Source organism: Micromonospora sp. NPDC047740 (assembly GCF_043204735.1).
GTDB lineage: Bacteria > Actinomycetota > Actinomycetes > Mycobacteriales > Micromonosporaceae > Micromonospora.
In genome coordinates this window covers 432,954-457,378 of the sequence record NZ_JBIDCT010000002.1, presented here as the reverse complement: position 1 = coordinate 457,378, position 24,425 = coordinate 432,954, and the positions used below count along the sequence as shown (strand labels likewise).

General features: G+C 74.3%; 23 protein-coding genes and 1 pseudogene. 11 read left to right on the top strand and 13 right to left on the bottom strand.

Going from position 1 to position 24,425, the window contains the following annotated elements:
• Nucleotides 1-65: 65 nt before the first annotated feature.
• From ACGF4F_RS06695 to ACGF4F_RS06685, 3 genes are read right to left on the bottom strand one after another with little or no spacing between them, the layout of a single operon-like run.
• Entirely contained in the window at nucleotides 66-998 is a 933-nt protein-coding gene (locus ACGF4F_RS06695) for a serine hydrolase domain-containing protein (protein ID WP_357433759.1), read from the bottom strand.
• Nucleotides 999-1,034: 36 nt separating this feature from the next.
• Nucleotides 1,035-3,236: an ATP-dependent DNA helicase RecG gene (recG, locus tag ACGF4F_RS06690; protein ID WP_357433761.1), complete on the bottom strand. Its 2,202-nt coding sequence runs from the start codon at nucleotides 3,234-3,236 to the stop codon at nucleotides 1,035-1,037.
• Entirely contained in the window at nucleotides 3,233-4,840 is a 1,608-nt protein-coding gene (locus tag ACGF4F_RS06685) for a DAK2 domain-containing protein (RefSeq protein WP_357433763.1), read from the bottom strand. Before ACGF4F_RS06685 ends, recG begins: the two co-directional genes overlap by 4 nt.
• 198 nt (nucleotides 4,841-5,038) lie before the next feature.
• Between ACGF4F_RS06685 and rpmB the strand changes: the two genes are divergently transcribed.
• A complete protein-coding gene (gene rpmB / locus ACGF4F_RS06680; RefSeq protein WP_073832489.1) occupies nucleotides 5,039-5,230 on the top strand; it encodes a 50S ribosomal protein L28 in 192 nt (63 codons plus the stop codon).
• 205 nt (nucleotides 5,231-5,435) lie between these two features.
• Nucleotides 5,436-6,689, top strand: a complete 1,254-nt coding sequence (locus ACGF4F_RS06675; protein ID WP_357433766.1) for an ATP-grasp domain-containing protein — start codon at nucleotides 5,436-5,438, stop codon at nucleotides 6,687-6,689.
• A 130-nt stretch (nucleotides 6,690-6,819) separates the two neighbouring features.
• Here the strand turns inward: ACGF4F_RS06675 and ACGF4F_RS06670 are convergent, their stop codons facing one another.
• Nucleotides 6,820-7,287, bottom strand: a complete 468-nt coding sequence (locus tag ACGF4F_RS06670; RefSeq protein WP_357433768.1) for a GNAT family N-acetyltransferase — start codon at nucleotides 7,285-7,287, stop codon at nucleotides 6,820-6,822.
• Between the two features lie 62 nt (nucleotides 7,288-7,349).
• On the bottom strand, nucleotides 7,350-8,297 hold the full coding sequence (locus ACGF4F_RS06665) for a thiamine-phosphate kinase (RefSeq protein WP_357433771.1): 948 nt from the start codon (nucleotides 8,295-8,297) through the stop codon (nucleotides 7,350-7,352).
• A gap of 154 nt (nucleotides 8,298-8,451) precedes the next feature.
• Here ACGF4F_RS06665 and ACGF4F_RS06660 point away from each other — a divergent pair, with 154 nt between their 5' ends.
• Together ACGF4F_RS06660 and ACGF4F_RS06655 are read left to right on the top strand one after the other, a co-directional pair.
• Nucleotides 8,452-8,685 (top strand): Lrp/AsnC ligand binding domain-containing protein, encoded by a 234-nt coding sequence (locus ACGF4F_RS06660; RefSeq protein ID WP_073832485.1) that lies wholly within the window; start codon nucleotides 8,452-8,454, stop codon nucleotides 8,683-8,685.
• Entirely contained in the window at nucleotides 8,686-9,312 is a 627-nt protein-coding gene (locus ACGF4F_RS06655) for a DUF3515 family protein (RefSeq protein ID WP_393075514.1), read from the top strand.
• 104 nt (nucleotides 9,313-9,416) lie between these two features.
• Here the strand turns inward: ACGF4F_RS06655 and ACGF4F_RS06650 are convergent, their stop codons facing one another.
• On the bottom strand, nucleotides 9,417-10,517 hold the full coding sequence (locus ACGF4F_RS06650) for a D-alanine--D-alanine ligase family protein (RefSeq protein ID WP_357433773.1): 1,101 nt from the start codon (nucleotides 10,515-10,517) through the stop codon (nucleotides 9,417-9,419).
• 255 nt (nucleotides 10,518-10,772) lie between these two features.
• Here ACGF4F_RS06650 and ACGF4F_RS06645 point away from each other — a divergent pair, with 255 nt between their 5' ends.
• Entirely contained in the window at nucleotides 10,773-12,098 is a 1,326-nt protein-coding gene (locus ACGF4F_RS06645; RefSeq protein ID WP_357433775.1) for an ATP-binding protein, read from the top strand.
• 18 nt (nucleotides 12,099-12,116) lie between these two features.
• On the opposite strand, the gene ACGF4F_RS06640 is transcribed toward ACGF4F_RS06645, so the two are convergent.
• The gene (locus ACGF4F_RS06640; RefSeq protein ID WP_357433777.1) at nucleotides 12,117-12,347 is read right to left on the bottom strand and encodes a hypothetical protein; all 231 of its coding nucleotides are present in this window, start codon (nucleotides 12,345-12,347) and stop codon (nucleotides 12,117-12,119) included.
• 275 nt (nucleotides 12,348-12,622) lie between these two features.
• On the opposite strand from ACGF4F_RS06640, the gene ACGF4F_RS06635 reads away from it, so the two are divergent.
• The gene (locus ACGF4F_RS06635) at nucleotides 12,623-13,468 is read left to right on the top strand and encodes a helix-turn-helix transcriptional regulator (protein ID WP_073832481.1); all 846 of its coding nucleotides are present in this window, start codon (nucleotides 12,623-12,625) and stop codon (nucleotides 13,466-13,468) included.
• 6 nt (nucleotides 13,469-13,474) lie between these two features.
• Nucleotides 13,475-13,675, top strand: a complete 201-nt coding sequence (locus ACGF4F_RS06630) for a DUF397 domain-containing protein (RefSeq protein WP_357433780.1) — start codon at nucleotides 13,475-13,477, stop codon at nucleotides 13,673-13,675.
• 19 nt (nucleotides 13,676-13,694) lie between these two features.
• On the opposite strand, the gene ACGF4F_RS06625 is transcribed toward ACGF4F_RS06630, so the two are convergent.
• From ACGF4F_RS06625 to ACGF4F_RS06605, 5 genes are all read right to left on the bottom strand, one after another.
• Nucleotides 13,695-14,747, bottom strand: a complete 1,053-nt coding sequence (locus ACGF4F_RS06625; RefSeq protein WP_357433782.1) for an ROK family protein — start codon at nucleotides 14,745-14,747, stop codon at nucleotides 13,695-13,697.
• A gap of 438 nt (nucleotides 14,748-15,185) precedes the next feature.
• Nucleotides 15,186-15,971, bottom strand: a complete 786-nt coding sequence (locus ACGF4F_RS06620) for a putative protein N(5)-glutamine methyltransferase (protein WP_357433784.1) — start codon at nucleotides 15,969-15,971, stop codon at nucleotides 15,186-15,188.
• Nucleotides 15,972-16,251: 280 nt separating this feature from the next.
• Nucleotides 16,252-17,367, bottom strand: a complete 1,116-nt coding sequence (locus ACGF4F_RS06615; RefSeq protein WP_357433786.1) for a cystathionine gamma-lyase — start codon at nucleotides 17,365-17,367, stop codon at nucleotides 16,252-16,254.
• 9 nt (nucleotides 17,368-17,376) lie between these two features.
• On the bottom strand, nucleotides 17,377-18,384 hold the full coding sequence (locus tag ACGF4F_RS06610) for an NAD(P)H-dependent glycerol-3-phosphate dehydrogenase (RefSeq protein ID WP_357433788.1): 1,008 nt from the start codon (nucleotides 18,382-18,384) through the stop codon (nucleotides 17,377-17,379).
• Nucleotides 18,385-18,460: 76 nt separating this feature from the next.
• Entirely contained in the window at nucleotides 18,461-19,186 is a 726-nt protein-coding gene (locus ACGF4F_RS06605) for a lysophospholipid acyltransferase family protein (protein ID WP_357433790.1), read from the bottom strand.
• 110 nt (nucleotides 19,187-19,296) lie between these two features.
• Here ACGF4F_RS06605 and cofC point away from each other — a divergent pair.
• The 4 genes and pseudogenes from cofC to ACGF4F_RS06585 form a co-directional block, all read left to right on the top strand.
• Nucleotides 19,297-19,947: pseudogene (cofC, locus tag ACGF4F_RS06600) on the top strand (2-phospho-L-lactate guanylyltransferase); the annotation flags it as partial.
• A 15-nt stretch (nucleotides 19,948-19,962) separates the two neighbouring features.
• On the top strand, nucleotides 19,963-20,160 hold the full coding sequence (locus ACGF4F_RS06595; protein WP_241825032.1) for a cold-shock protein: 198 nt from the start codon (nucleotides 19,963-19,965) through the stop codon (nucleotides 20,158-20,160).
• Between the two features lie 54 nt (nucleotides 20,161-20,214).
• Nucleotides 20,215-22,509 (top strand): RNA degradosome polyphosphate kinase, encoded by a 2,295-nt coding sequence (locus tag ACGF4F_RS06590; protein WP_357433792.1) that lies wholly within the window; start codon nucleotides 20,215-20,217, stop codon nucleotides 22,507-22,509.
• Between the two features lie 40 nt (nucleotides 22,510-22,549).
• Nucleotides 22,550-23,431 (top strand): NUDIX hydrolase, encoded by an 882-nt coding sequence (locus ACGF4F_RS06585; protein WP_357433794.1) that lies wholly within the window; start codon nucleotides 22,550-22,552, stop codon nucleotides 23,429-23,431.
• Nucleotides 23,432-23,628: 197 nt separating this feature from the next.
• On the opposite strand, the gene ACGF4F_RS06580 is transcribed toward ACGF4F_RS06585, so the two are convergent.
• Nucleotides 23,629-24,312, bottom strand: coding sequence for an HU family DNA-binding protein (locus ACGF4F_RS06580; protein WP_357433796.1), 684 nt, complete (start codon nucleotides 24,310-24,312; stop codon nucleotides 23,629-23,631).
• Nucleotides 24,313-24,425: the final 113 nt, after the last annotated feature.

Sequence of the window (24,425 nt, the reverse complement as noted above, 5' to 3'; positions counted from 1 at the left end):
CCCGTTCGGATCTCCCGAGGGCGCGTCGACCACCCGGTCGGCGCGCCCTCGCCGGTTGCCGCCCGTCAGCGGGCGGCGAGGAGCCCGCCGAGCAGGACGGGATCGACCTCGGCCTGGTTAGCCAGCACCACCAGCCGTCGGTCCGAGTCGGGCAGCCAGGCGGCGAACGCCTTGAAGCCCGCATTATCCCCCGAGTGGTGCACCGCCCGCTCCCCGGCCAGCGGCCCGAGGAAGCAGCCGTAGCCGTACGCCTCACCGCCCCGGGTGGCCGCCGCGTGCGGGGTGGTCATCAGCGCCACCGAGGCGGGGGTGAGCAGCCGCCCCCGACGTGGCACGTCGAGCCAGGCGAGCAGGTCGTCGCCGGTGCACCAGACGTCCCCGGCACCCATGCTCACCGTGGCCAGATCCCAGGACGGCACCGGCCGACCGCCCTCGTGTCCGACCGCCACGTCGACGCGGCCCGCTGGGGCGCCGGCGAAGCTGCCGGTCATGCCGAGCGGCCCGAAGACCTCCTCGGCGAGGAACGCGGCGTAGGGCCGGCCGGACGCCCGCTCGACGGCGCGGGCCAGCAGGACGTACCCCGGGCTGCTGTAGTGCCAACCGGCGCCGGGGGCGAACAGCGGCGGCACGCCGGCGAAGACGGCCAGCAACTCGTCCGGCTCGACCGGACGGCCCAGGTCGATCATCGGGTACTCCGGCCAGTGGCCCAGGCCGGAGGTGTGGGTGAGCAGGTGGTGCAGGCTGATCCCGGACCAGTACGGCGGTGGGTGCGGCAGCCAGCGGCTCACCGGATCGGCCAGGCCGAGGGCGCCCCGCTCGGCGAGGAGCAACACCGCCGCCGCGGCCATCTGCTTGCTGATCGAGGCGATTTGGAACCGGGTCGCCCGGGTGCAGGGCAGCCCGGCGCTGTCGTCGGCGGAGCCGATCACCCGGTCGATGACCAACTCGTCACCACGGGCCAGCAGGAGCACTCCACGAGGGATGGGCAGGGTCGACATCGACCGATCCTAGGCACGGCCGGCCGATCGGTGGGGTCAGCCCTTCTCCAGGTACTCCGCGCGTTCCTCGTCGACCAGGGCCGCGACCGAGGCGGCCAGGGCCGGGTGCCCGGCCAGCTCCGGATCCTCCTCGACCAGGGCGATCGCCTCGGCCCGGGCGTCCCGGATCAGGTCGGTGTCCCGCAGCAGCGACAGCAGCCGCAGGTGCGAGCGGCGGCCCGACTGGGTGGCGCCCAGCACGTCGCCCTCGCGGCGCTGCTCCAGGTCCAGCTCGGCGAGCTTGAATCCGTCGGTGGTGGAGGCGACCGCGTCCAGCCGCTCCCGGGCCGACGAGCCCTCCATCGCCTCGGTGACCAGCAGGCACAGGCCGGGCGCCGAGCCACGGCCCACCCGGCCACGCAACTGGTGCAGCTGGGAGACGCCGAACCGGTCGGCGTCCAGCACGATCATCACGGTGGCGTTGGGCACGTTGACCCCCACCTCGACCACCGTGGTCGCCACCAGCACGTCCAGGTCGCCGGCGGCGAAGGAGCGCATGACGGCGTCCTTCTCGTCGGCCGGCAGCCGCCCGTGCAGCACGCCGATCCGCAGCCCGTGCAGCGGGCCCTCGGCGAGCAGCGGCGCCACCTCGGTCACCGCGAGGGGCGGGCGGCGGCCGTTGTCGTCCTCGCGGGGCGGTTCCTCCTCCGCGGCCGGTCCTTCCCCGATCCGCGGGCAGACCACGTACGCCTGGTGGCCGGCGGCGACCTCCTCGCGCAGCCGGCGCCAGGCCCGGTCGAGGAACGCCGGCTTCTCGGCGGCCGGCACCACGTGCGAGGCGATCGGCGAACGCCCCTGCGGCAGCTGGGAGAGGGTGGAGATCTCCAGGTCGCCGTAGACGGTCATGGCCACCGTGCGCGGGATCGGGGTGGCGGTCATCACCAGCACATGCGGCGGCTGGTCGGCCTTGGCCCGCAGCGCGTCCCGCTGCTCCACGCCGAACCGGTGCTGCTCGTCCACCACCACGAGACCCAGGTCGTGGAAGTCGACCCCCTCGTAGAGCAGGGCATGGGTGCCGAGCACAATGCCGGCCCGCCCCTCGGCCACCTCGGCGAGCGCCCGCCGCCGGGCCGCCGCGCCGAGCGAGCCGGTGACCAGCTCCACCCGGGTGGCACCATCGGCGGCGCCCAGCTCGCCGGCCCGGGCCAGCGGGCCGAGCAGGTCGAGCATGCCCCGGTAGTGCTGGGCCGCGAGCACCTCGGTCGGGGCGAGCAGCGCGGCCTGCCCGCCGGCGTCGACCACCTGGAGCATGGCCCGCAGCGCGACCACCGTCTTGCCGGAGCCGACCTCGCCCTGGAGCAGCCGGTGCATCGGGTGGGCGGTGGCCAGGTCGGCGGCGATCTCCCGGCCGACGGCCTGCTGGCCGGAGGTCAGCTCGTACGGCAGCCGGGCGTCGAACCCGTCCAGCAGGCCGCCCGGTTTCGCCGGGCGGGCCCGCGCCGGCCAGGCCGCCGCGCGGTGCTTGCGCTGCACCAGGGTGAGCTGCACGGCGAACGCCTCGTCCCACTTGAGCCGGCGCCGGGCCCGGTAGAGCTCCTCCTTGCTGGACGGCCGGTGGATCTCGCGCAGCGCGGTGCCGATGCCGACCAGGTTCCGGCTCGCCCGCACCGTGGCGGGCAGCGGGTCGTCCGGTGCGGTGAACGTGTCCAGCACCACCCGGACGCAGCGGGCGATCACCCAGGTCGGCACCGCCGCCGCGGCCGGGTAGACCGGGATCAGCGCGCCGGCGAACTCCTCGACCTCCTCGTTGGCCGCCGCCTCGCCGTCGCCCCCCTCCCCGAGCAGCACGTACTCCGGGCCGTTGAGCTGCCGCTTGCCCCGGAACTCGGTGACCTTGCCGGCGAAGAGTCCCCAGCGACCGGGGCGCAGGTCCCGCTCCCGCCACGCCTGGTTGCCGAAGAAGGTGAGGGTGAGCACGCCGCCGGAGCCGTCCCCGACGGTCACCTCCAGCAGGTTGCCCCGGCGCTGGCGCATCGGCCGGACCGCGGTGCGCTGCACCTGGGCCAGCACGGTCACCTGCTCCCCCACGTCCAGCGAGCGGATGTCGGTGTGCTCGCCGCGCTCGTCGTAGCGGCGGGGGAAGTGGTAGATCAGGTCGCCGGCGGTGTGCAGGTCGAGGTGACTGGCCAGGGCCTTGGCGGTCTTCTCCCCGACCAGCTTCTTCAGCGGCGTGTCCACCGTGGCCGGTTCGCTCGTCATTCGACCCCCACCAGGAGCGGATAGTGCGGCTGCCCGCCCTCGTACGCCTGCACCTCCACGAACGGCCAGGACCGCTCGACGTGCTCGCGTACCCGGTCGGCCAGTCCGTCCGGGGCGTCCGCCCCGCACAGCAGGGTGACCAGTTCGCCGCCACCGCCGAGCATCCGGTCGACCACCGCGGTGCAGGTGTCGAGCAGCTCGGCGCCGATCAGGTGCACCTCGCCCTCGACCAGCGCCAGCACATCGCCCGGCCGGCACGGCCCGGCGACCGTGAGCGCCTCCTTGCTGGCGTGGCAGACCTCGGCGTAGCGACAGGCGCCGGCCGCCTCGGCCATGGCGATGACGTCGTCCTCGAAGCGGCGGGACGGGTCGCGGACGGCGAGGGCGGCGAGCGCCTGCACCGGGGACCGGGTGGGCACCACGCTCACCTTCACCCCGAGCCGGTGCGCCTCCCGGGCCGCCGTGCTGGCCACCGACTGGGTGTTGGGGTCGTTGGGCAGCACCACCACCCGGGCGGCCCCGGTGGCGCGGATCGCGTCGAGCAGCTCGCCGGCGGACGGGTTGGCCGGCACCACCCTGGCCCCCTCCGCCCCGAACAGCTCGGCGATGCCGGCGCCGGTGGCCACCACCACGGCCGCCCGGCCGTCGGGCAGCGGGGGCGGCGGCGCCTGGTCGGCGAAGCGGGTCACCGTGATCCGGTGCGGGCGACCGGCGACCACGCCCGCCTCGATCGCCGCACCGACGTCGTTGACGTGCACGTGCACGTTCCATGTCCCGCTGGCTGGGCCGGCGTCACCGACGATGACGAGGGAGTCGCCGAGCGCGCCCAGCTCGGCGCGCAGCCGGACGACCGCCTCCTCGGTGGCGTCGAGCAGGTACTGCACCTCGTAGGCGTACACCGGGGAGCCGGTCTCCCGGGCCGCCGTGGCGGGCGGGCGGACCGCGGGCGACGCGGGCGCCGGCGGCCGAAGGTTCTCCCCGGTGACCACCTCGACCAGCGCGTCCAGCAGCAGGCAGAGGCCCCGGCCGCCGGCGTCCACCACGCCGGCGCGGGCCAGCGCGGGCAACTGCTCGGGGGTACGCGCGAGCGCGCCGGCCGCCCCGGCCGCCGCGGCCCGGGTCACCGCGCCCAGGTCGTCGCTGTCCGCCTGCACGGCGGCGCGGGCGGCGGCGGCGACCACGCTGAGCAGGGTGCCCTCGACCGGCTGGGCGACCGCGGCGTACGCGGCGGTGGTGGCCTCGGCCAGCGCGGCGGCGAGCAGCCGGCCGCGGACCGCCGGGGCGGCGGCGAGCGCGTCGGCCAGGCCCCGCAGAATTTGCGACAGGATCACCCCGGAGTTGCCCCGGGCACCGAGCAGCGCGCCCCGGGCCATCAGCCGCAGCGCGTGCCCGTGCGGGGTGTGCCCGTCCTCGGGGAGGGTCTCCAGGTCCATGGCGAGGGCCTGCTGCGCGGAGGTGAGGGTGAGCACCAGGTTGGTGCCGGTGTCCCCGTCCGGGACCGGGTAGACGTTGAGGTCGTCGATCTCACCCTGGTGTCGCTGGAGGGCGGCCAGCCCGCTCGCGCACCAGCGGCGCACCGCGGCGGCGTCGAGGGTGTCCAGCACGTCGGGAAGCCTACTGGCGCGCACCGACACGCGCCGAGGTCGACCGGTTCCCGTCGGCGTGTCCGACCGGCCGGGGCGGCGGTCCGGGCCCGGGCCGGGCCGGTTGGGCGTACCGGCGAGCCATCGGGTAACCTGGCCAGGTTGCCCGGGCAGCGCCTGGCGGCGACCTCATGAACGTTTCAAACTCAGGAGTATCCCGTGGCTAGCGTGTGCGACGTCTGTGGCAAGGGGCCGGGCTTCGGCCACAACGTGTCCCACTCGCACCGGCGGACCAACCGCCGCTGGAACCCGAACATCCAGTCGGTGCGTACCCCGGCCGGTGGCGGCACCACCAAGAAGATGCAGGTCTGCACCTCGTGCATCAAGGCCGGCAAGGTCACCCGCGCCTGACGCGGTAGCGCCACCCAGAACTCGTCGGTAGCCGGCGGACCGGAAGGGTCCGCCGGCTTCTGTCGTGTCCGAAAGCCGCTTCTGTCGTGTCCGAAAGCCGGAGCTGACGGGTGGCCGAACACCTGGCGACCGGGGGTGTGCGGCCCGATTAGGGTCGTGCTGCGCCGGCTGTCCGGTCCGGCGGCGGGGTGGGGAGGAACGACCGGTGGATCTGGACCTGGGTCGCGACGAGATGGTGGTGATCGGCGCGTCGCTCGGCTCACTGCGGTGGTTCGACCAGGAGCTGCCGGCCGGCAGTGTGGTCCTCGTCGAGGAGCCCGACGTGATCCGCCGGCGGGGCCTCGAACGCCTCACCGCCGAGCTGCCCCTCATCTCCCGGCTGGTGCCGGCCGCGTACCAGACTGGCCTCGACGGCGACGCGCTGCTCGCCCGGGAACCCGGCCTGGCCTCCGCCCGGCTCGTCGTGCCCGGCCTGGAGTACGCGGTCGGCGCCACGGCCCGGCTGGCCGAGCGGCTCGGCCTGCCCGGAGCCGGAGTACCGGCGGCCGATGTCTTCACCGACAAGCACCGGATGCGGCTGCTCGCCGACGCCGCCGGCCTGGCCAACCCGGCGTACGAGCTGGTCGACGACCCGGCGCGGGCGGCGGAGTTCGCCCGGCGCCACGGCGACCGGTGCGTGCTCAAGCCCACCCGCCGCTCCGGCAGCCTCGGCGTGCAGCTGATCGCCGACCCGGCGGAGATCGCCGCCGCCTGGGCGGCCAGCGCCACCCCGCAGGCGCCGGTGGAGGCCGCCGCGGGCCTGCCCACCGAGGTGCTGGTCGAGGAGCTGCTCGCCGGCTCGGAGCACAGCGTCGAGCTGCTGGTCACCGACGGCGAGACGATCTTCGCCAACGTCACCGACAAGCGGATCGTCGGCGGTCGGTTCCCGGTGGAGAGTGGCCACACCGTGCCGTCCGCGCTTCCCGAGGCGGAGCATCGGGCGCTGCGCGACGCCGCCGTCCGGCTCGCCGAGGCGGCCGGCTTCCGCAGCGGCATGCTGCACAGCGAGTGGATCCTGGTCGACGGCGTGCCGACGCTGGTGGAGTGCGCGGCACGGATGCCCGGCGACATGATCACCGCACTGGTCTCGATCGCCTACGAGTGCGGCTTCATCGAGGCGTACCTGCGGGTGCTGCGCGGCGAGCGGCCCGCGCTGCCGGCCCGGCCGGCCGGCGCGGCGGCCGTCGAGTTCCTGGTGGCCTCACCTGGGCGGGTCACCGCCGTGGACGGGGTCAAGGCGGCGCTGCGGGTGCCCGGCGTGCTCGACGTGCAGGTCGAGGTCGCCGTCGGAGACACGGTGCCGGAGCTGCTCTCCTCGGCCCAGCGCAGCGGATACCTGCTGGCCTGGGGCGCCGACGCCACCGGGGCGGAGAGCGCCGCCCGCAAGGCCGCCGACCAGATCCACATCACCGTCGGCTGACCCGCCCGTCGTCGGACTCGCGTCCGACGGGCGATGCCGTCAGGTCGGTGATTCGGCGGTAAACCACGCCGGCCAGCCCCGCCACATCGCCGACCTGCCGCCCGTACTCAGACTGCGCGGGCAGCGGCCGTCAGAGGGTGCGGCCGAAGGAGAGGCAGCCGGGGGCGTCCTTGTAGAAGCCGAAGTTCGGGATCCGCTCGTAGCCGGCCGAGGTGTACATGGAGATCGCCTCCGGCTGCTTGTCGCCGCACTCCAGGACCATCCGCTTGCGGCCCTGCTCCCGCGCCGACCGCTCGACCGCCGCGAGCACCGACCGGGCGACCCCCCGGCCCCGCGCGGCCGGCGCGGTGTACATCCGCTTCAGCTCGGCCGTCTCGCCATCGTCGCCGTGGCTGCGCCAGCCACCACAGCCCACCGGCTGCCCGTCCAGGTAGGCGATCAGGAAGGCGCCCGCCGGGGGCTCGAACTCGGCGGCGTCGACCGGCGTGTCGTCGCCGCTGCCGCCGTACCGCTGGCCGAGGTCGGCCAGGGCCGCCCGGATCAACGCCTGCGACTCGGATGCGTCGAAGCGCCGGGCCCGGATCTCGATCTCACTCACGGATGAAGGGTACGACCGCGGCCGGCCCCGAACCGGGGCCGGCCGGCGACGTCGGTCGCAGATCACTCCGTACGGCGGAAGTGGTCCCAGCCCGTCGGGCCCTCGTACGCGGCGCCGTCCACGGTCACCCCGGCGCCCTCGGTCACCTGCCCGATCGGCCGCCAGCCCGCCGGGAGCGTCGCCGCCGCGGGGAAGGTCGCCGCCAGGGCGTGGTCCTCGCCGCCGGCCAGGATCCAGGAGTACGGGTCGACCCCGAGCGCCTGGGCCGCGTCGCGCATCTGCCGGGGCACCTCGAACGCGTCCCGGGTCAGGTCGATCGCCACGCCGCTGGCCCGCGCCACGTGCCCCAGGTCGGCGAGCAGCCCGTCCGAGACGTCGATCATGGCGGTGGCGCCGTGCCGGGCGGCCTCCGGGCCGGCCGCGTACGGCACCTCGGGTCGGCGGTACGCCTCGACCAGCAGCCGGGGCGTGCGGAAGCCCCGGGACAGCACGGTGTAGCCGGCCCCTGCCCAGCCGGTGCGCCCGGCGAGCGCCACCACGTCGCCCGGGCGGGCCCCGGAGCGGACCACCGGCGGGCGGTCGCCCAGATCGCCCAGGGCGGTCACGGCGATCGTGATGACGGGGCTGGACGACATGTCGCCGCCGACCACGCCCGCCCCGACCAGGGCCGCCTCGGCGCCCAGCCCGTCGGCCAACTCCTCCGCCCAGCTCGTGTCCAGCTCCGCCGGGATGCAGAGGGCGACCAGCAGTGCGGTCGGAGTGGCGCCCATGGCCGCGATGTCGGCGAGGTTGGCGGCCGCCGCCCGGTGCCCGACGTCGCGGGCCCCGGACCAGTCCCGGCGGAAGTGCCGCCCCTCCACCAGCACGTCGGTGGAGGCCACCACCCGCCGGTCCGGCGCGGCGACCACCGCCGCGTCGTCACCGGGACCGAGCAGGCAGCTCTCCCCCTGCGTCAGCCGGGCGGTCACCCGGTCGATCAGCCCGAATTCCCCGACACCCGCGACCGTCATGCCGTCCCCTCGTCGCGCTCACTCGTCACTCGCTTCGCCCACGCCGTGGCCTCGCTCACCGCGTCCAACCGGCCACCGATACGGATCACGGCTGCTCCGTACGGTAGTTTCACCCTTCGGACCGCCCCAGGCGGCGACAGACGGAGGTCGAGTCGTGGTACAGGCGTACATCCTCATCCAGACCGAGGTCGGGCGGGCGCGTGACGTGGCCGGTCAGATCTCGGACCTTGCCGGCGTGGTGCGTGTCGACGCCGTCACCGGGCCGTACGACGTGGTCGTCCTCACCGAGGCGAACACCGTCGACGAGCTCGGCAAACTCATCGTCAGCAAGGTGCAGATGGTGCCCGGCATCACCCGCACCCTCACGTGTTCGGTGGTGCGCCTGTAAGTGGACAAGATCACTACCTCCCCCGCTGCCGACGAGGCCCGCACGGCCGACGAGGCCCCGCGCCGGGACCGGAGCACCCGCGGCGCCGCACTCTGGGCGACGCTGATCGCGGTGCCGGTGACCGTGGCGGTGGCCGGGTTCACCTTCGCCAAGCTGGCCCCGGACGAGCCGGCCGCCGCACCGCAGCCGTCGGCGACCGCCGTGCGGCCGCAGTCGACCGCCCCGGTCGAGATGCCCGCCCCGGCCCTGGCCGAACGGCCGGCGACGCTGTGCCGGGCCCTGCTGTCGCAGCTCCCGCCGAGCGTGCGCGACCTGAAGCAGCGGCCGGTCACCGCCGGCGCCGAGCAGAACGCCGCGTACGGCGACCCAGCGCTGACCGTGGCCTGCGGCGGCACCCCGCCGGTGATCCAGCCCACCGACGAGGTGTGGCGGGTCAACAAGGTCTGCTGGTACGCCGCGCAGGAAGCCGACGGCAGCGTGCTGACCACCGTCGACCGGGAGACCCCCGTCCGGGTCCGGCTGCCCAAGCAGTACGAGCAGCCGCTGCAGTGGGTCGCCCCGATCTCCGACGCCATCGTCGCGGCGGTCCCCTCGGCCAAGACCGTGCCGTCCGGCTGCTCCGGCTGATGTCGCGCCCCTGGGTGGGCGCAGATTCACGGAAAGAGTGGCCTTCCGCGCCGGAACGGCCACTCTTTGCGTGAATCAGGCCGGATCTTGAGCCGCGTGACGGGTCAGCGGCCGGCGCGGCGGAGGGCGGTGCGGATGAGGCGGTTGACCAGCTTCGGATACTCCAGACCGCTGGCCGCCCACATGCGCGGGAACATCGAGGTCGGGGTGAAACCGGGCATGGTGTTGATCTCGTTGAGATAGACGTCCAGCTCCGGTGTGACGAAGAAGTCGACCCGGGCCAGCCCGGAGCAGTCCAGCGCGGTGAACGCGCGGGTGGCGTACTCCTGCACCCGGCGGGCGACCGGCTCGGGCAGATTCGCCGGGACGTCGTACTCGCAGACCTCGTCGGCGTAGATGTACTTCGCCTCGAAGTCGTACCAGTCACGGCCGCCGATCATCCGCACCTCGGCCAGCACCGACGCCTCGGGGGCACCGCCGGCCTCCCCCTCCAGCACGCCGCACTCGATCTCGCGGCCGACGATCGCGCCCTCGACCAGCACCTTGGTGTCGATCTCGCGGGCGGTGGCGACCGCCGCGTCGAGCTGGGACCAGTCGTCGACCTTGGTGATGCCGAAGGAGGAACCGGCCCGGGACGGCTTGACGAAGACCGGCAGGCCGAGGCGCTCCTTGTCCTCCTCAGTCATTGTCATCCCGTTGCGCAGCACCACGTACGGGCCGACCGGGATGCCCTCGGCGACGCAGAGCTTCTTGGTGAACTCCTTGTCCATGGCCGCCGCGGAGGCGAACACGTTCGCCCCGACGTACGGGATGCCGGCCATCTCCAGCATCCCCTGGATGGTGCCGTCCTCGCCGTACGCGCCGTGCAGCACCGGGAAGACCACGTCCACGTCGGCCAGCGCCCGGGGGCCCTGCGTCGGGTCGAGCACCATCAGGCCACCCGCCGCCGGGTCGGCGCGCAGCACCAGTTCCGCGCCGGAGCCGGCAGTGATCTCCGGCAGCTTGCGATCCTGGATGGCCAGTTGGCCCGGATCGCCGCTGGCCAGCACCCACTGGCCCTGCCGGGTGATACCGACCGGGACCACCTCGAACTCATCCGGGTCCAGCGCGGCCAGCACGCTGCCCGCGCTGACGCAGGAGATGCCGTGCTCGGGGCTGCGGCCGCCGAAGACGATCGCCACACGGGTCTTGCCTGGGGTGGTCACTCCGGTCACCTCTTCGTTCGCGACTGCGGCTGGCCGTGCTCGCCGGTGGCGCTCACCCGGTTGACCCTACTGTGCGTGGCGAGCCCGGGCAGCCGATACCCGAGGAGACGGCACCTCGCCGCGCAACCGGTCAACGATCGATAACAGGGAGTAATCGGGCGACCGTCGCAGTCGAACGGCCGCCGCACCGCCGGTGGCGATGCGGCCCGAGAGGGTGAGCGGATCGGGGAGGCAGCGCACTAGGCTGCTCGTCCTGTGAGCTCCGATGCCCTCATCGACAGCCTGCTGGCCGCCCTCGACGCCCGGCCCGACGACCTGCCGCTGCGCCTGCACTTGGCCGGCCTGCTGTTGGACGACGGCCGGGGCGCCGAGGCCATCGCGCACATCGGGCAGGCGCTCGCCCGGGATCCGGCCAACGCGCAGGCCCAGGCCCTGATGCAGCGGGCACTCGGCGCGCCCGTACCTCCGGCGCAGCGCGCGGCGCCCACCGCCTCGCCGGAGCACGACCGCCCGGCGCCGCCCGCCCCCGCCGGCCCGTCCGGGGACGACCGCCCGACGCCGCCGGCGCAGCGCCCGGCGACCGCCGGTCCGTCGGGGGACGACCCGCTGGCCGCGTACGAGCAGGAGTTGGCCGACGTCGTGCCGCCGCGCTTCGCCCGGGCCGGCGACGAGCCGGAGCCGGTCCGCGGCGAGGCCGACCGGGTGTACGACGTGGAGTCCTCCTCGGTCCGGCTGGCCGACGTGGGCGGCATGTCGGCCGTGAAGGAGCGGCTGGAGCTGGCCTTCCTCGGCCCGCTGCGCAACCCGGAGCTGCGCCGGATGTACGGCAAGAGCCTGCGCGGCGGCCTGATGCTCTACGGGCCGCCCGGCTGCGGCAAGACCTTCCTGGCCCGGGCGGTGGCCGGGGAGATGGGCGCGAAGTTCCTGTCGCTGTCCATCGTGGACGTGCTGGACATGTGGATCGGCAACTCGGAGCGGAACCTGCACCAGCTGTTCGAGGCGGCCCGGCGCGATGCCCCCTGCGTGCTCTTCCTCGACGAGATCGACGCCCTGGGCCACAAGCGGTCGCAGGTCTCGTCGAGTTCGATGCGCACGCTGGGCAACCAGCTCCTGGCCGAGCTGGACGGCATGGAGGGCGACAACGAGGGCGTCTTCGTGCTGGCGGCCACGAACACCCCGTGGGACGTCGATCCGGCGCTGCGCCGGCCGGGCCGGCTGGACCGGGTGGTGCTGGTGCTGCCGCCGGACGCCGAGGCCCGTGCGGCGATCCTGGAGTACCACCTGCGCAAGCGGCCGATCGCCAACATCGACCTGCACCGGGTGGTCGCGGCGACCGAGGACTTCTCCGGCGCCGACCTGGCCCACCTCTGCGAGAGCGCCGCCGAGTTCGCGATGGCCGACTCGGTACGCACCGGCCAGGTCCGGATGATCGAGCAGCGAGACCTGGAGCGGGCGCTGAAGGAGGTCCGCCCGTCCACCCGGCCGTGGCTGTCCACCGCCCGCAACGTCGCCATGTTCGCCAACGAGGGCGGCGTCTACGACGACCTGGTCGCGTACCTGAAGCGGCGCAAGCTGTTGTGAGGCCGGGTGGCCGGGGGTTCAGTCCGGTTGCTCCGGGATTCGGGGGCGGCGCCCCACCGCGATGACCTTGACCCGTTGCCGCCCCGCCCGGACCATGCCCAGCGCCATGAAGGCGCCGGCGATCCGGTCCGCCGCCTCCCGGCTGTTCGCGCCGACCACCTGCCGGCGCCGCTCGGGGCTCGTCCGCTCGTTGCGCCCCAACCCTTCCATCGGGCGGACGTCGGTGAGGACCACGAGGAAGCGGGTCATGCCCGTCCACCCCCGCCCAGCGGGCGGCAGCCCGTCACCGTCATGCGATCCCCTCCCCGTGCTCTGGGCGGTAGGGGCACGCGGCGATCGGGTCGTGGGGGGAGTGAAAACCCGATCGCCGCGCGCCCCATCCCCTCCGGTCACTCACCACCACCGTCGCCACGACAACCGGTGGTGAGGACGCGAACACAGATTGACAGGTGGACACGCGTGAATGCAACTCTCATCGAACTTCTCTCATGCGCATCCTCCCCTTGATATGCGACCATCGATGCATGGCGCCGAAGACCGCCCGGGCCCGACGGCTCGGCATCGCCCTGCGTACCCACCGGGAGGCCGCCGGCCTGACCCTCGAGGCCGCGGCCGACGAGATCAACAGCACCCGGAGCACCCTGTCCCGGTACGAGAACGCGCAGACGCTGGTCAGCCCGGCCACCGTGCGCGCGCTGCTCACCCTCTACCGGGTCGGCCCCGACGAGATCGCCGCGGCGGTGCAGCTCGCCAAGGACGCCCGCAAGCCCGGCTGGTGGGTCTCCTACTCGTACCTGCTGGACCGGCGGACCATCGACTTCATCGCCCTGGAGGCGGAGGCGACCGGGATCGCCAACTTCGAGCCCTCGGTGGTGCCCGGCCTGCTCCAGACCGCCGACTACATCCGCGGCGTGATGCGCGGCGGCCCGCACACGCTCAGCGACGAGCAGGTGGAGCAGCGCGTCCACCTGCGCCTCGACCGGCAGCAGCGGCTCACGAGTGACGATCCGCCGATCCTCGACGCCATCATCGACGAGGGCGCGCTGCTGCGCCCGGTCGGCGACCGGTCCGTGATGGAGGGACAGCTACGACACTTGCTGAAGATGGCCGAACTGCCCAACATCACCGTGCAGGTGATCCCTCTCGCCGCGGGCTACCACCGGGGCACCCGGGGCTCGCTGCACATCCTGGAGTTCGCCGACCCCGAGGACCCGATCATCGCCTCGGTGGAGACGGTCGCCGGGCAGATGGTCCTGGACCGGCCGGGCGACCTGCGTACCTGCACCAAGATCATGGAGCACCTGCGGACCGTGGCGCTGAGCCCGCCGGCCAGCCGGGACCAGCTCCTCCGCCTGTTGAACGAGAGGTAGATCCGGATGAACGGCACGAACAGCCCCCGCCCGGCAGCGACCGGCTGGCGCAAGAGCAGCCACAGCGGCGACGAGGGCGCGTGCGTCGAGATGGCGTCGCTGCCCGAGGCCGTCGCGGTCCGCGACTCCAAGGACCCGGCCGGCCCGGTGCTGGTCTTCTCCCCGGCCGCCTGGACGGCGTTCACCGGCGCCCCACCGCGCGGCTGATCCCTGACCCGGCCGCGGGTCAGCCGGCGACCAGCGGGCCGGCGGCGGAGCCGGACCGGACCGCCTCCAGCGCCGCGATGGCCACCCCCCGCGCGCCGGCCATGTCCCGATCCGGCACCAGCGCGAAGGTGGCCACCGCGCGCTGCTCGGCGCGGAGCACCGTGTACTCCCGCACGGTGGCGAGGAACCAGTCGCGGAACTGCGGCGCCGCCTCCACCACGCCACCGCCGACGAAGTACGCCTGCGGGTCGGTGAAGTTCGCCGCGATGGTGAACAACCGGCCCAACGCCATCGCCTGCTGGGTGAACACCTCCCGAGCCAACGGGTCGCCCCGCTCGCCGTAGCCGCGCACCAGCTTCGCCGCCCGGCCCGGCGGCTCGGCCGCCAGCGGATGCCCCGGGAACCGGCCCAGCCAGTACGGCAGCAGGTTCCGCTCGATGGCGGTGAGCGAGGCGACGCTCTCCACGTCACCGGTGAAGCCGCAGGCGCAAACGGGGGGCGCCTGGCCCGGCGCCAGCAGCCCGTCGAGCGGGATGTGCACGTGCCCGAACTCCCCCGCCATGCCGGCCGCGCCGCCGACCACGCGGCCGTCCTCCACCACCCCACCGCCGAGCCCGGTGCCGACGATGGCGGCGACCGAGGAACGGCGCATCGCGTCCACGCCGAAGTGGACGTGGTGCGCGTACAGGGCCGCCGCGTTGCCGTCGTTGGCGTAGACCACCGGGAGGCCGAGCCGGTGCTCCAAGGCGCCCCGCACGTCGTAGCCCCGCCAGGCCGGCTGGGAGAAGTTGGTCGAGCCGCGCGAGGAGATGACCCCGGTGGCGCTCGCCGGGCCGGGGGTGTCCAGCCCGACGGCACGCACCAGTTCCCGAGGCACCCCGGTGCGCGCCACGATGCCGTCGAACGCCCGGGCCAGCGCCTCGATCGCCGCCTCCGGCCCGGCCTGGACCTCGCTCGGGATCTCCACCAGCCGGTCCACCAGGAACCGGCCGTCGACGGTCAGGACGGTGGCGTTGTTGCTGGTGCCGCCGTTGTCGAGACCCACCACCACCGGCACACCCGTGCTGCCCACGGCCACCCCTCCCCACCGAGCCTGGCCCGAGGCTAATTCGCCGTTCAGCGGCCCGCCATGCCCCGGACGGCCACTCGCCATCCGGTCCCCGCTCGACGGAAGCAACTCGCGTGGCCCCTGTTCGGCCGCAGCTCGCCATGGCCACCTGCCCCTCGCAGACGCTACGAACTTGATGTCGAAAATGGATCGGCGCCCGGCGTCGTGCATGGATCGGTGCCGGGGGGCAGGCTCGCCGCCGCGGCTGAATCGTTGACGACATCAAGTTCGTAGCGTCGGTCGGGATACACCGCGCTCGGACCGACGGCACCCTGCCGAGCTGGCTCCACCGGCCGCCGTGCGGGCGTGGCAGACCGACGCCCGGGGCGCCGGGCGGGAACAGAACGACGCCCCACTCCCGTAGCCGCCCGCCGGGCACCGCAGGGCCGGCCCGCGCGGCGCTCAGCCGGGCCGGCGGGCCGTGACGGCCGTGGCGTCCAACTCCTCGTCGTGCACCGCGGTCGGCACCAGGCCCGCGTCGGCCAGCACCCCGCAGAGCTCCTCGGCCTGGCCGGCGCTGGACTCCACGGCCAGGTGCCCGCCCGGGACGAGCCACTCGGCCGCGCCGGCCGCCACCCGGCGCAGCACGGCCAGCCCGTCGTCGCCGCCGTCCAGCGCCATCGGCGCCTCGTAGAGCCGCGCCTCCGCCGGCATCAGGGCCAGCGCGCCGCTCGGCACGTACGGGGCGTTCGCCACCACCAGATCCAGGCGGCCCCGCCACTCGGTCGGGATCGGCCCGAACAGGTCGCCCTGGTAGACGGGCACGCCGAGCGGGGCGAGGTTGCGCCGGGCGCAGGCCACCGCGGCCGGGTCGAGGTCGGCGGCGGCCAGCCAGCGGGGCGCGAGCCGGCCGTGCAGCACCAGCGCGGCGGCGCCGGACCCGCAGCAGAGGTCGAGCACGGCCGGTGCCGGACCGGCCACCGCCGCCGCCGCGGCGACCAGCAGGGCGGTCCGCCCCCGGGGCACGAAGACCCCCGGGTCGACGGCGATCCGCCGACCGCAGAACTCGGCCCAGCCGAGCAGGTGTTCCAGCGGCAGGCCGGCGACCCGGCGGTCGACCAGCTCGGTCAGGGTCGCGGCCGAGTCGGCGGCGGCGATCAGCAGGTCCGCCTCGTCCTCGGCGTAGACGCAGCCGGCGGCACGCAGCCGGGCGACGAGGGCGGGACGGTCGGGAGGGAACGGTGCCATGGCATGCCTTTCGGGAACGCTCGTCGGCGCTCCCGGCGTCGCCTAACCAGGGACGACGCGGATTCGGCGGGGAGCGCCGGTCCTTCGCTGGTGGATCGGGCTCACCTCCTCCGGTCGGGGCCGCGCGGGCCGTGGCTGTCCGTCACCTTAGCGGAGCTGACGCCGGCCGGCCGCCCCGGCACCGGCGCGCTGCGGTGTCAGTCCGCGCCGGGGTCAGTCCGCGCCGACGATCGGGCCGTCCCCGGGGTCGGGCCACGCTGGCGACCGAACCGTGCCGGGGTCAGGCCGCGCTGGCGTCCAGCGCGGCGGTCACGTCGGCGACCAGGTCGGCCGGATCCTCGATCCCGCAGGAGAGCCGGACGAAGCCGGGGGCGGTGTCGTCGCCCCACTGGGCCCGCCGGTCGGCGGTGGTGTGCAGCCCGCCGAACGAGGTGGCGGCGGCAACCAGCCGGGACGCGTCCAGGAACCGGGCCACCCGGGCGGCGTCGCCCAGGTCGAACGAGAGCACCCCGGGCATCCGTCGCATCTGGACCGAGGCGACCGGGTACGCCGGATCCTCCGGCCGCCCGGGCCAGCGCAGGCCGGTGACGTCGGCGCGGCCCGCGAGCAGCCGGGCGAGCGCCTCGGCGTTGGCGGTCTGCCGGGCCAGCCGCAGGTCCACGGTCGCCAGCGAGCGGTGCGCCAGCCAGCAGTCGAACGCGCCGGGAATGCCGCCGGTGGTGGTCCGCCAGGCCGTCACCGGGTCGAGCAGCTCGGCGGAGCGGGTCGCCACGTAGCCGAGCAGCAGGTCGGAGTGGCCAGTGAGCGCCTTGGTGCCGGAGGCGACCACCACGTCGGCTCCGAGATCCAGCGGGCGTTGCCCGAGCGGGGTGGCGGTGGTGTTGTCCACCGCGAGCAGCGCCCCGGCGGCGTGCGCGGCGGTGGCCAGGGCCGGCACGTCGGCCACGTCCAGGCCGGGGTTCGCCGGGGTCTCCAGCAGCACCAGGCGGACACCCTCGAACGAGGGGTACGGCCCGGCCGTCGGCACGAAGTGGACCCGCACCCCGATGCCCTCGAGGGTGGCGGTGGCGAACGCGCGGACCGGGAAGTAGCCGTCGGCGGGGAGCAGCACGGTGTCCCCGGGGCGCAGCAGCGCCAGCAGCAGCCCGGTGATGGCCGCCTGGCCGCTGGCGAAGACCCGGCAGTCCCCGCCCTCCAGCTCCCCGATGGCCGCCTCCAGCAGCCGCCGGGTGGGGTTGTCCGGCCGGCCGTACCCGTTGGGCGCCGCCGCCGGCCCCTCCCACGGGTCCAGGTGGTACGGCGCGGCGAAGACCGGCCCCGGTAGGAACGGTGCACCGGGCGCCGGGGCCGGCAGCCCGGCGTGCACGCTGCGGGTGCCGTCACCCCACTCGCTCATGCAGCCGCCTCACTCGTACGACTCGGGCTTCGCGGTCCGGCTCATCAGCGCGTCCACGGCGAGCCGCGGATCCATCCCCTCGTGGCAGATCCGCTCGATCTGCTCGGTGATCGGCATCTCCACCCCGTGCGCCCGGGCCAGGTCCCGGATGGCCAGGCAGCTCTTCACCCCCTCGGCGGTCTGCCGGGTGGCCGCCTGGGCCTGCTCCAGGGTCTCCCCCCGGCCCAGGTGCTCGCCGAAGGTGCGGTTGCGGGCCAGCGGCGAGGAGCAGGACGCCACCAGGTCACCCATGCCGGCCAGGCCGGCGAAGGTGATCGGGTCGGCGCCGAGCGCCACGCCCAACCGGGCGGTCTCGGCCAGCCCGCGGGTCATCAACATGGCCCGGGTGTTGTCGCCGAAGCCCATCGCGGTGGCGATCCCGTACGACAGGGCGATCACGTTCTTCACGGCTCCGCCCAGCTCGCAGCCGATCACGTCGTCATTGGTGTACGGGCGGAAGTACGACGTCCGGATCGACGACTGGACGAGGGCGGCCCGCCGGCTGTCGGTGCTGGCGACCACGGTCGCGGCGGGCTGCTCGGCGGCGATCTCCGGGGCCAGGTTGGGCCCGGAGACGACCACCACCCGATCGGCGGGCACCCCGGCGGTCTCCATGATCACCTGGCTCATCCGCTTGGTGGTGCCCAGCTCGATGCCCTTCATCAGAGAGACCAGCGTGGCGTCCGGATCCAGGTGGGGGGTCCACTCGGCCAGGTTGGCGCGCAGCGTCTGCGACGGCACGGAGAGCACCACCACCTCCGCCCCGGCGATCGCCTCCTCGGCGTCGCCCGTCGCGGTGACCCGGTCGGGCAGCCGGAGGTCCGGCAGGTAGTCCGGATTGCGGTGCTCGGTGCGGATCGCGTCGGCCACCGACCGCCGCCGGGCCAGGATCGTCACGTCCCGCCCGGCGTCGGCGAGGATCTTGGCGAACGCGGTCCCCCACGACCCCGCCCCCAGCACGGCCACATGCCCGCTCATACCGTCGCCTCCCTACGGTCGGCGACGCCATGAGGCACCACCGCGCTGAGCCGGCCAATTCGCTCGCTGCGCTCGCTCATTCACTCACCTCGCGGGAACGGGCGCGGGCGGGGCGCTCCCAGAGCGGTGGTGGGGTGCCGCCGCGAATCTCGGCGACCAGGTCACGGATCCGCAGCATGATCGTGTCGGTCATCTCCTCCAGCACCGCCCGGGTCGGCGTGGCGCCCGCCCAACGGCTCAGGTCGATCGGGGGCCCGGCGACCACGGTCACCGGGGTCCGCGGGCGCAGCCGCAACCGGGCCGCCCGCGGGTCGAACATCCGCTCCGGCCCCCACATGGCGACCGGGATCACCGGCGCGCCGGTGGCCAGCGCCAGCCGGGCCGCCCCGGTCTTGCCCTTCATCGGCCACAGGTCCGGTTCGCGGGTGGTGGTCCCCTCCGGGTAGATCACCACGGCGCCGCCCTCGCGGACCGCCGCGACCAGCTTGTCCAGCGACCTGGCCGCCTCGACCGAGCCGCGCTCCACCGGAATCTGCCGGCACCGGTGCAGGATCCAGCCGATCACCGGCACCCGGAACACGCTGGCCTTGCCGAGGAACTGCGGCCAGCGCCCGGAGTCGTAGATGAAGTGCGCGGAGACCAGTGGGTCGGCGTGCGAGATGTGGTTGGGCACGATGATCATGCCGCCGTCGCGACGCAGGTGCTCCATGCCCCGCCAGGTGCGCCGCGTCCAGACGTTCAACACCGGCTTGACCAACACCACGGCTAACCGTGGCCAGAATCCCACCTTCCGCCGCGCCACCCTGTCTCCTCCTCGCGCCCCACGCACCCACGCCCCGCGACGAAATCATGCCTGCTCGCCCTGGGTCCGGCCAGAGAGGGTACCGCCGTCCCCACTGGCAGGATGGTCACGTGCCCGAGCCGAGCTGGACCGTGGTGGTGCCGGTGAAACGCCTCGAGGCGGCGAAGAGCCGCCTGCGGGGCGCGCTGTCCGGCGTACCACACGAGGAGCTGGCGCTGGCGCTGGCGGCCGACACGGTCCGCGCGGTGCGGTCCTGCCCGGCGGTCGGCGAGGTGCTGGTGGTGACGGACGACTCGCGGGTGGCGGCGGAGGTGGCGGCGGCCGGCGCCCGGGTGGTGGCGGACCCCGCAGCCGGGCTGAACGCCGCCTTCCGGCACGGCGCGGCAGCCGCCGGCCCGCGCGCCGCGGTCGCCGGGCTCACCGCCGACCTGCCGGCGCTGCGCCCGGCTGAGCTGGCCGCGGCGCTGCGGGCCGTCCGCACCGGCCCGCCGGGGGTACGCGGGTTCGCGGCCGATGCCCCGGCCACCGGCACCGTGCTGCTCGCCGCGCCGCCCGGCGTACCCCTGGATCCCCGGTTCGGCCCGGGCTCGGCCGCGGCGCACGCGGCCAGCGGGGCGCGCCCGCTGCGCGGTGCCTGGCCCACGTTGCGCCGTGACGTGGACGTCTCGGCGGACCTGGCCGCCGCCGCCCGGCTGGGCCTGGGCCCGCGCACCGCCGCGCTGCTCGACGCCCGCGCGGCCGCCACCCCCGGCCGACCTGTCGGGTACGGTGCTGGCATGCAGGGCACGGTGGCCACCTACGACGCGGCGACCCGCAGCGGCGTGCTGCTCCTCGACGACGGCACCGAGCTGGCCTTCCCGGCGCGGGCCTTCGACGCCTCCGGGCTGCGGCTGCTCCGGCTCGGGCAGCGGGTCCGGATCGAGCGGGACGCGGCCGGTGCGGTCGTCCGGGTGACGTTGCCGACGATGGCCTGAGCAACCTGCCCCGAGTTCATTTTCCGTTCACCGGAATCGGGGAATCATGAGGGGGTGAGCACCCCTCGCGAGCAGCCCGAGAGCCCGCCGCACTTCCTGCACCCGACCGCGCCCCGCAACGGCGCCCCGGCCCGCGGCACCGACGGCCGCTTCCGCCGCGTCCGCGCACCCGAGGAGGACCTGCCCGTTGAGGCGTCGGCCCCCGACTCGGCGGGGCTGGAGGAGTCCCTCGACCCGGTCGAGGGGCCGGGTCCGGCGCCGGACGCCGCACCGCCGGCGGCGCAGCCGCTGCCCGAGGATCGTTTCCTCAACCGGGAGCTCTCCTGGCTCGACTTCAACGCCCGGGTGCTGGCGCTCGCCGAGAACCCGCGCACCCCGCTGCTGGAGCGGGCAAAGTTCCTGGCCATCTTCGCCAGCAACCTGGACGAGTTCTACATGGTGCGGGTGGCCGGGCTGAAGCGACGCCTCTCCGCCGGCCTGCCGGTACGCGGGGGTGACCGGCTGCCGCTGCGTACCCAGTTGGAGCTGGTCGCGGAGAAGACCGCGGACCTGGTCGCCCGGCACGCCACCTGCTTCGTCGACGAACTGCTGCCGAGACTGGCCGAGGAGGACATCCGGATCCTGCGCTGGAGCGACCTGGACGACCCGGAGCGGGAACGGCTGCGCACCTGGTTCCGGGAGCACATCTTCCCGGTGCTCACCCCGCTCGCGGTGGACCCGGCGCACCCGTTCCCGTACATCTCCGGGCGGTCGTTGAACCTGGCCGTGTCGGTCCGCGACCCGGACGGCGGATCGGAGCTGTTCGCCCGGGTCAAGGTGCCGAACAACGTACCCCGGTTCGTCCGGGTGGCCCGCGACCAGCCGGGCGTCCGGTTCCTGCCGCTGGAAGACCTCATCTCGGTGCATCTCGGGCAGCTCTTCTCCGGGATGCAGGTGGTGGAGTGCCACCTGTTCCGGGTCACCCGCAACGCCGAGGTCGAGGTGGACGAGGACCGCGACGAGGACCTGCTCCAGGCCCTGGAACGAGAACTGGCCCGGCGCCGGTTCGGTCCCCCGGTACGGCTGGAGGTGGCCGCGTCCATCTCCGACCACATGCTGGAGCTGCTCGTCCGCGAGCTGGACATGGACAGCCACGACGTGCTCCGGGTCCGCGGCCTGCTCGACCTCTCCGCGCTCTGGCAGGTGTACGGCGAGGCCGACCGCCCCGACCTCAAGGACCCGCCGTTCGTGCCGGCCACCCACCCCCGGCTCACCGAGGGCGAGGTGCCCCGCAGCGTCTTCGCCACCCTGCGCGACGGCGACGTGCTGGTGCACCACCCGTACCACTCGTTCGCCACCAGCGTGCAGCGCTTCATCGAGCAGGCCGCCGCCGACCCGAACGTGCTGGCCATCAAGCAGACCCTCTACCGCACCAGCGGCGATTCCCCGATCGTCGACGCGCTGGTCGACGCGGCGGCCGCCGGCAAACAGGTGGTGGTGCTGGTCGAGCTGAAGGCGCGCTTCGACGAGGTGGCGAACATCGGGTGGGCGCGCACCCTGGAGCGCGCCGGCTGCCACGTCGTCTACGGCCTGGTCGGCCTGAAGACGCACTGCAAAACCGCCCTGGTGGTACGCCAGGAGGGCAACCAGATCCGCCGCTACTGCCACATCGGCACCGGCAACTACCACCCGAAGACCGCCCGGCTCTACGAGGACTTCGGCATGCTCACCGCCGACCCGGAGATCGGCGCCGACCTGACCGACCTGTTCAACGTGCTGACCGGCTACAGCCGGCAGACCGCGTACCGGCGGCTGCTGGTGGCCCCGCAGGGCATCCGCAGCGGCCTGATCGAGCGGATCGAACGGGAGGTCGCCCATGTCCGGCTCGGCATGCCGGGGCTGGTGCAGTTCAAGGTGAACGCCCTGGTGGACGAGGAGATCACGGACGCGCTCTACCGGGCCTCCCAGGCCGGTGTCCACGTCGACCTGCTGATCCGGGGCATGTGCACGCTGCGCCCGGGGGTGCCGGGGCTGTCGGAGAACATCCGGGTCCGCTCGATTCTGGGCCGGTTCCTGGAGCACTCGCGGATCTTCCGGTTCGGCAACAACGGCGACGCCGAGTTCTGGATGGGTTCGGCCGACCTGATGCACCGCAACCTGGACCGCCGGGTGGAGGCGCTGGTGCAGGTGAGCGACCCAATCGCCCGGGCCGAGCTCGACCAGGTGCTGACCGCCGCGTTCAGCCCGGACGTGGACGCCTTCGAGCTGGCCGGGGACGGCAGCTGGAGCCGGCGTACGGGCACCGAGGAGGCGCCGCTGACCCACCTGCAGGAGCTGCTGCTGCACCGGGTCGGCGGGACGGCGAGCTGAGCGGCCCACGGCGGGCACGGATCGCGCATACGGTGAGCGGATGACGGACGACGAGCCGGTGCGGATCCGGGCGGCGGGCGGCGTCGTCTGGCGCCCGGCGGCGGCCAGCGTCGAGGTCTGCGTGGTGCACCGCCCCCGGTACGACGACTGGTCGCTGCCCAAGGGCAAGCTGGATCCCGGCGAGCACCCGCTGCGGGCGGCGGTCCGCGAGGTCGCCGAGGAGGCCGATGTCCGGGCCGTGCCGCAGGTCCGCCTGCCGACGATCCGCTACCGCAGCGAGGGCCGGCCGAAGGCGGTCGACTACTGGTCGATGCGGGCCGTGGCGGAGGGCGGCTTCCAGCCGGACACCGAGGTGGACCAGGTGCACTGGCTCCCCGTCGACGAGGCGGTACGCCGGGTCAGCTACCCGCACGACGGCGAGGTGATCGCCGCGTTCGCGGCGCTGCCGCCGGTGACCGCCACCGTGCTGCTGGTCCGGCACGGGCACGCCGGCAGGCGGGGCACCTGGACCGGCCCGGACGCCGGCCGGCCGCTGGACGCGGAGGGCTGGGCCCAGGCGCAGGCCCTGGCCGAGCTGGTGGCCCTGGTTCGCCCGGTACGCCTGCTCGCCGCCTCGGCCCGGCGCTGCGTGCAGACCCTCGACCCGGCGGCCGCCCGGCTCGACCTGCCCATCGAGGTGGCCGGTGACCTGGACGAACCGAAACCCGGCCAGCAACCGGACGAGTGCGTGTTGGCCGCGGCGGCCCGGCTGACTGAGCTGGCCGAGGCCGGCGACCCGGTCGCGGTGTGCAGCCAGGGCAAGGTGATCCCGGGCATGCTGGAGCGGCTGACCGGCGGGGCCGGCGACTTCACCACCCCGAAGGGCGGCGGCTGGCTGCTCGCCTTCACCGGCAGCCGCCTGCTGGCCGCCGACCGGCTGTAGGGGAAGAGCCCCCTGGCTGGCGCCGCCGTTGTGGAGACCCACCACCGGCACGCCCGTGCTGCTCCACGCGGTTGCCGGTGGGTGGCGGGTTCGGCGCGCGGACTGCTCCGGCCGGTCGACCGCGCCGCCGGTCTCCGGCGTACCCATGGAAAAGGGCGCCCACCGCGAGCGGTGGGCGCCCTTTTGGGCCGGTACGGTCAGCGCCGCGTGGCGGTCTTCTTGGCCGGCGCCTTCTTCGCGGGTGCCTTCTTGGCGGCCGTGGTCTTCTTCGCCGCCGTCGTCTTCTTCGCCGCCGTGGTCTTCTTGGCCACCGTCGTCTTCTTGGCGGCGGTGGTCTTCTTGGCCGCGGCGGTCTTCTTCGCCGCGGCGGTCTTCTTCGCCGCGGTCGTCTTGGCCGCGGCGGCCTTCTTCGCCGGCGCGGCCTTCTTCGCCGCGGTCGCCTTGGCCGCCTTCGCCGCCGTGGTCTTCTTGGCGGCACCGGCCGCGGCGGTCTTCTTCGCCGCGGTCGCCTTGGCCCCGGTCGCCTTGGCCCCGGTCGCCTTCGCTCCGGTGGTCTTGGCTGCGGCGGCGGCAATCTTCTTGGCAGCGGCCGTGGCCTTCGGCACCTTGCCGCTGGCCACCATCTCCTTGAAGCCAGCGCCCGGGCGGAAGGTCGGGACGGAGGTCTTCTTGACCTTCACCGCCTCGCCGGTCCGCGGGTTGCGCGCTGTTCGGGCGCCCCGGACACGCTTTTCGAACGCTCCGAATCCGGTGATCGCCACCTTCTCGCCCTTGGTGACCGCCCCCTGGACCTCAGCGAGGACCGCGTCGAGCGCGGCCGTCGCCGTCTTCCGGTCCCCCAGGCGAACGGCGAGCGCCTCGATGAGCTCGGCCTTGTTCACGACTTCCTCCCGATTGTGCAACTGACTCGACGCGAGCCATTCTGCGCGCACGGTATGCCCTGTGCTGCCGGGACACAAACATTCGGTGGAAAAAAGGCCTTGTGTCGTAACGG

Excerpts from the sequence above, each read along its gene's own strand:
- recG (WP_357433761.1), bottom strand. The coding sequence starts at position 3,236 with ATGACGAGCGAACCGGCCACGGTGGACACGCCGCTGAAGAAGCTGGTC.
- ACGF4F_RS06620 (WP_357433784.1), bottom strand. The coding sequence starts at position 15,971 with ATGGCACCGTTCCCTCCCGACCGTCCCGCCCTCGTCGCCCGGCTGCGT.
- ACGF4F_RS06665 (WP_357433771.1), bottom strand. The coding sequence starts at position 8,297 with ATGACGGTCGCGGGTGTCGGGGAATTCGGGCTGATCGACCGGGTGACC.
- ACGF4F_RS06695 (WP_357433759.1), bottom strand. The coding sequence starts at position 998 with ATGTCGACCCTGCCCATCCCTCGTGGAGTGCTCCTGCTGGCCCGTGGT.
- ACGF4F_RS06630 (WP_357433780.1), top strand. The coding sequence starts at position 13,475 with ATGAACGGCACGAACAGCCCCCGCCCGGCAGCGACCGGCTGGCGCAAG.
- ACGF4F_RS06635 (WP_073832481.1), top strand. The coding sequence starts at position 12,623 with ATGGCGCCGAAGACCGCCCGGGCCCGACGGCTCGGCATCGCCCTGCGT.
- ACGF4F_RS06585 (WP_357433794.1), top strand. The coding sequence starts at position 22,550 with ATGACGGACGACGAGCCGGTGCGGATCCGGGCGGCGGGCGGCGTCGTC.
- ACGF4F_RS06610 (WP_357433788.1), bottom strand. The coding sequence starts at position 18,384 with ATGAGCGGGCATGTGGCCGTGCTGGGGGCGGGGTCGTGGGGGACCGCG.
- ACGF4F_RS06640 (WP_357433777.1), bottom strand. The coding sequence starts at position 12,347 with ATGACCCGCTTCCTCGTGGTCCTCACCGACGTCCGCCCGATGGAAGGG.
- ACGF4F_RS06615 (WP_357433786.1), bottom strand. The coding sequence starts at position 17,367 with ATGAGCGAGTGGGGTGACGGCACCCGCAGCGTGCACGCCGGGCTGCCG.
- ACGF4F_RS06595 (WP_241825032.1), top strand. The coding sequence starts at position 19,963 with ATGCAGGGCACGGTGGCCACCTACGACGCGGCGACCCGCAGCGGCGTG.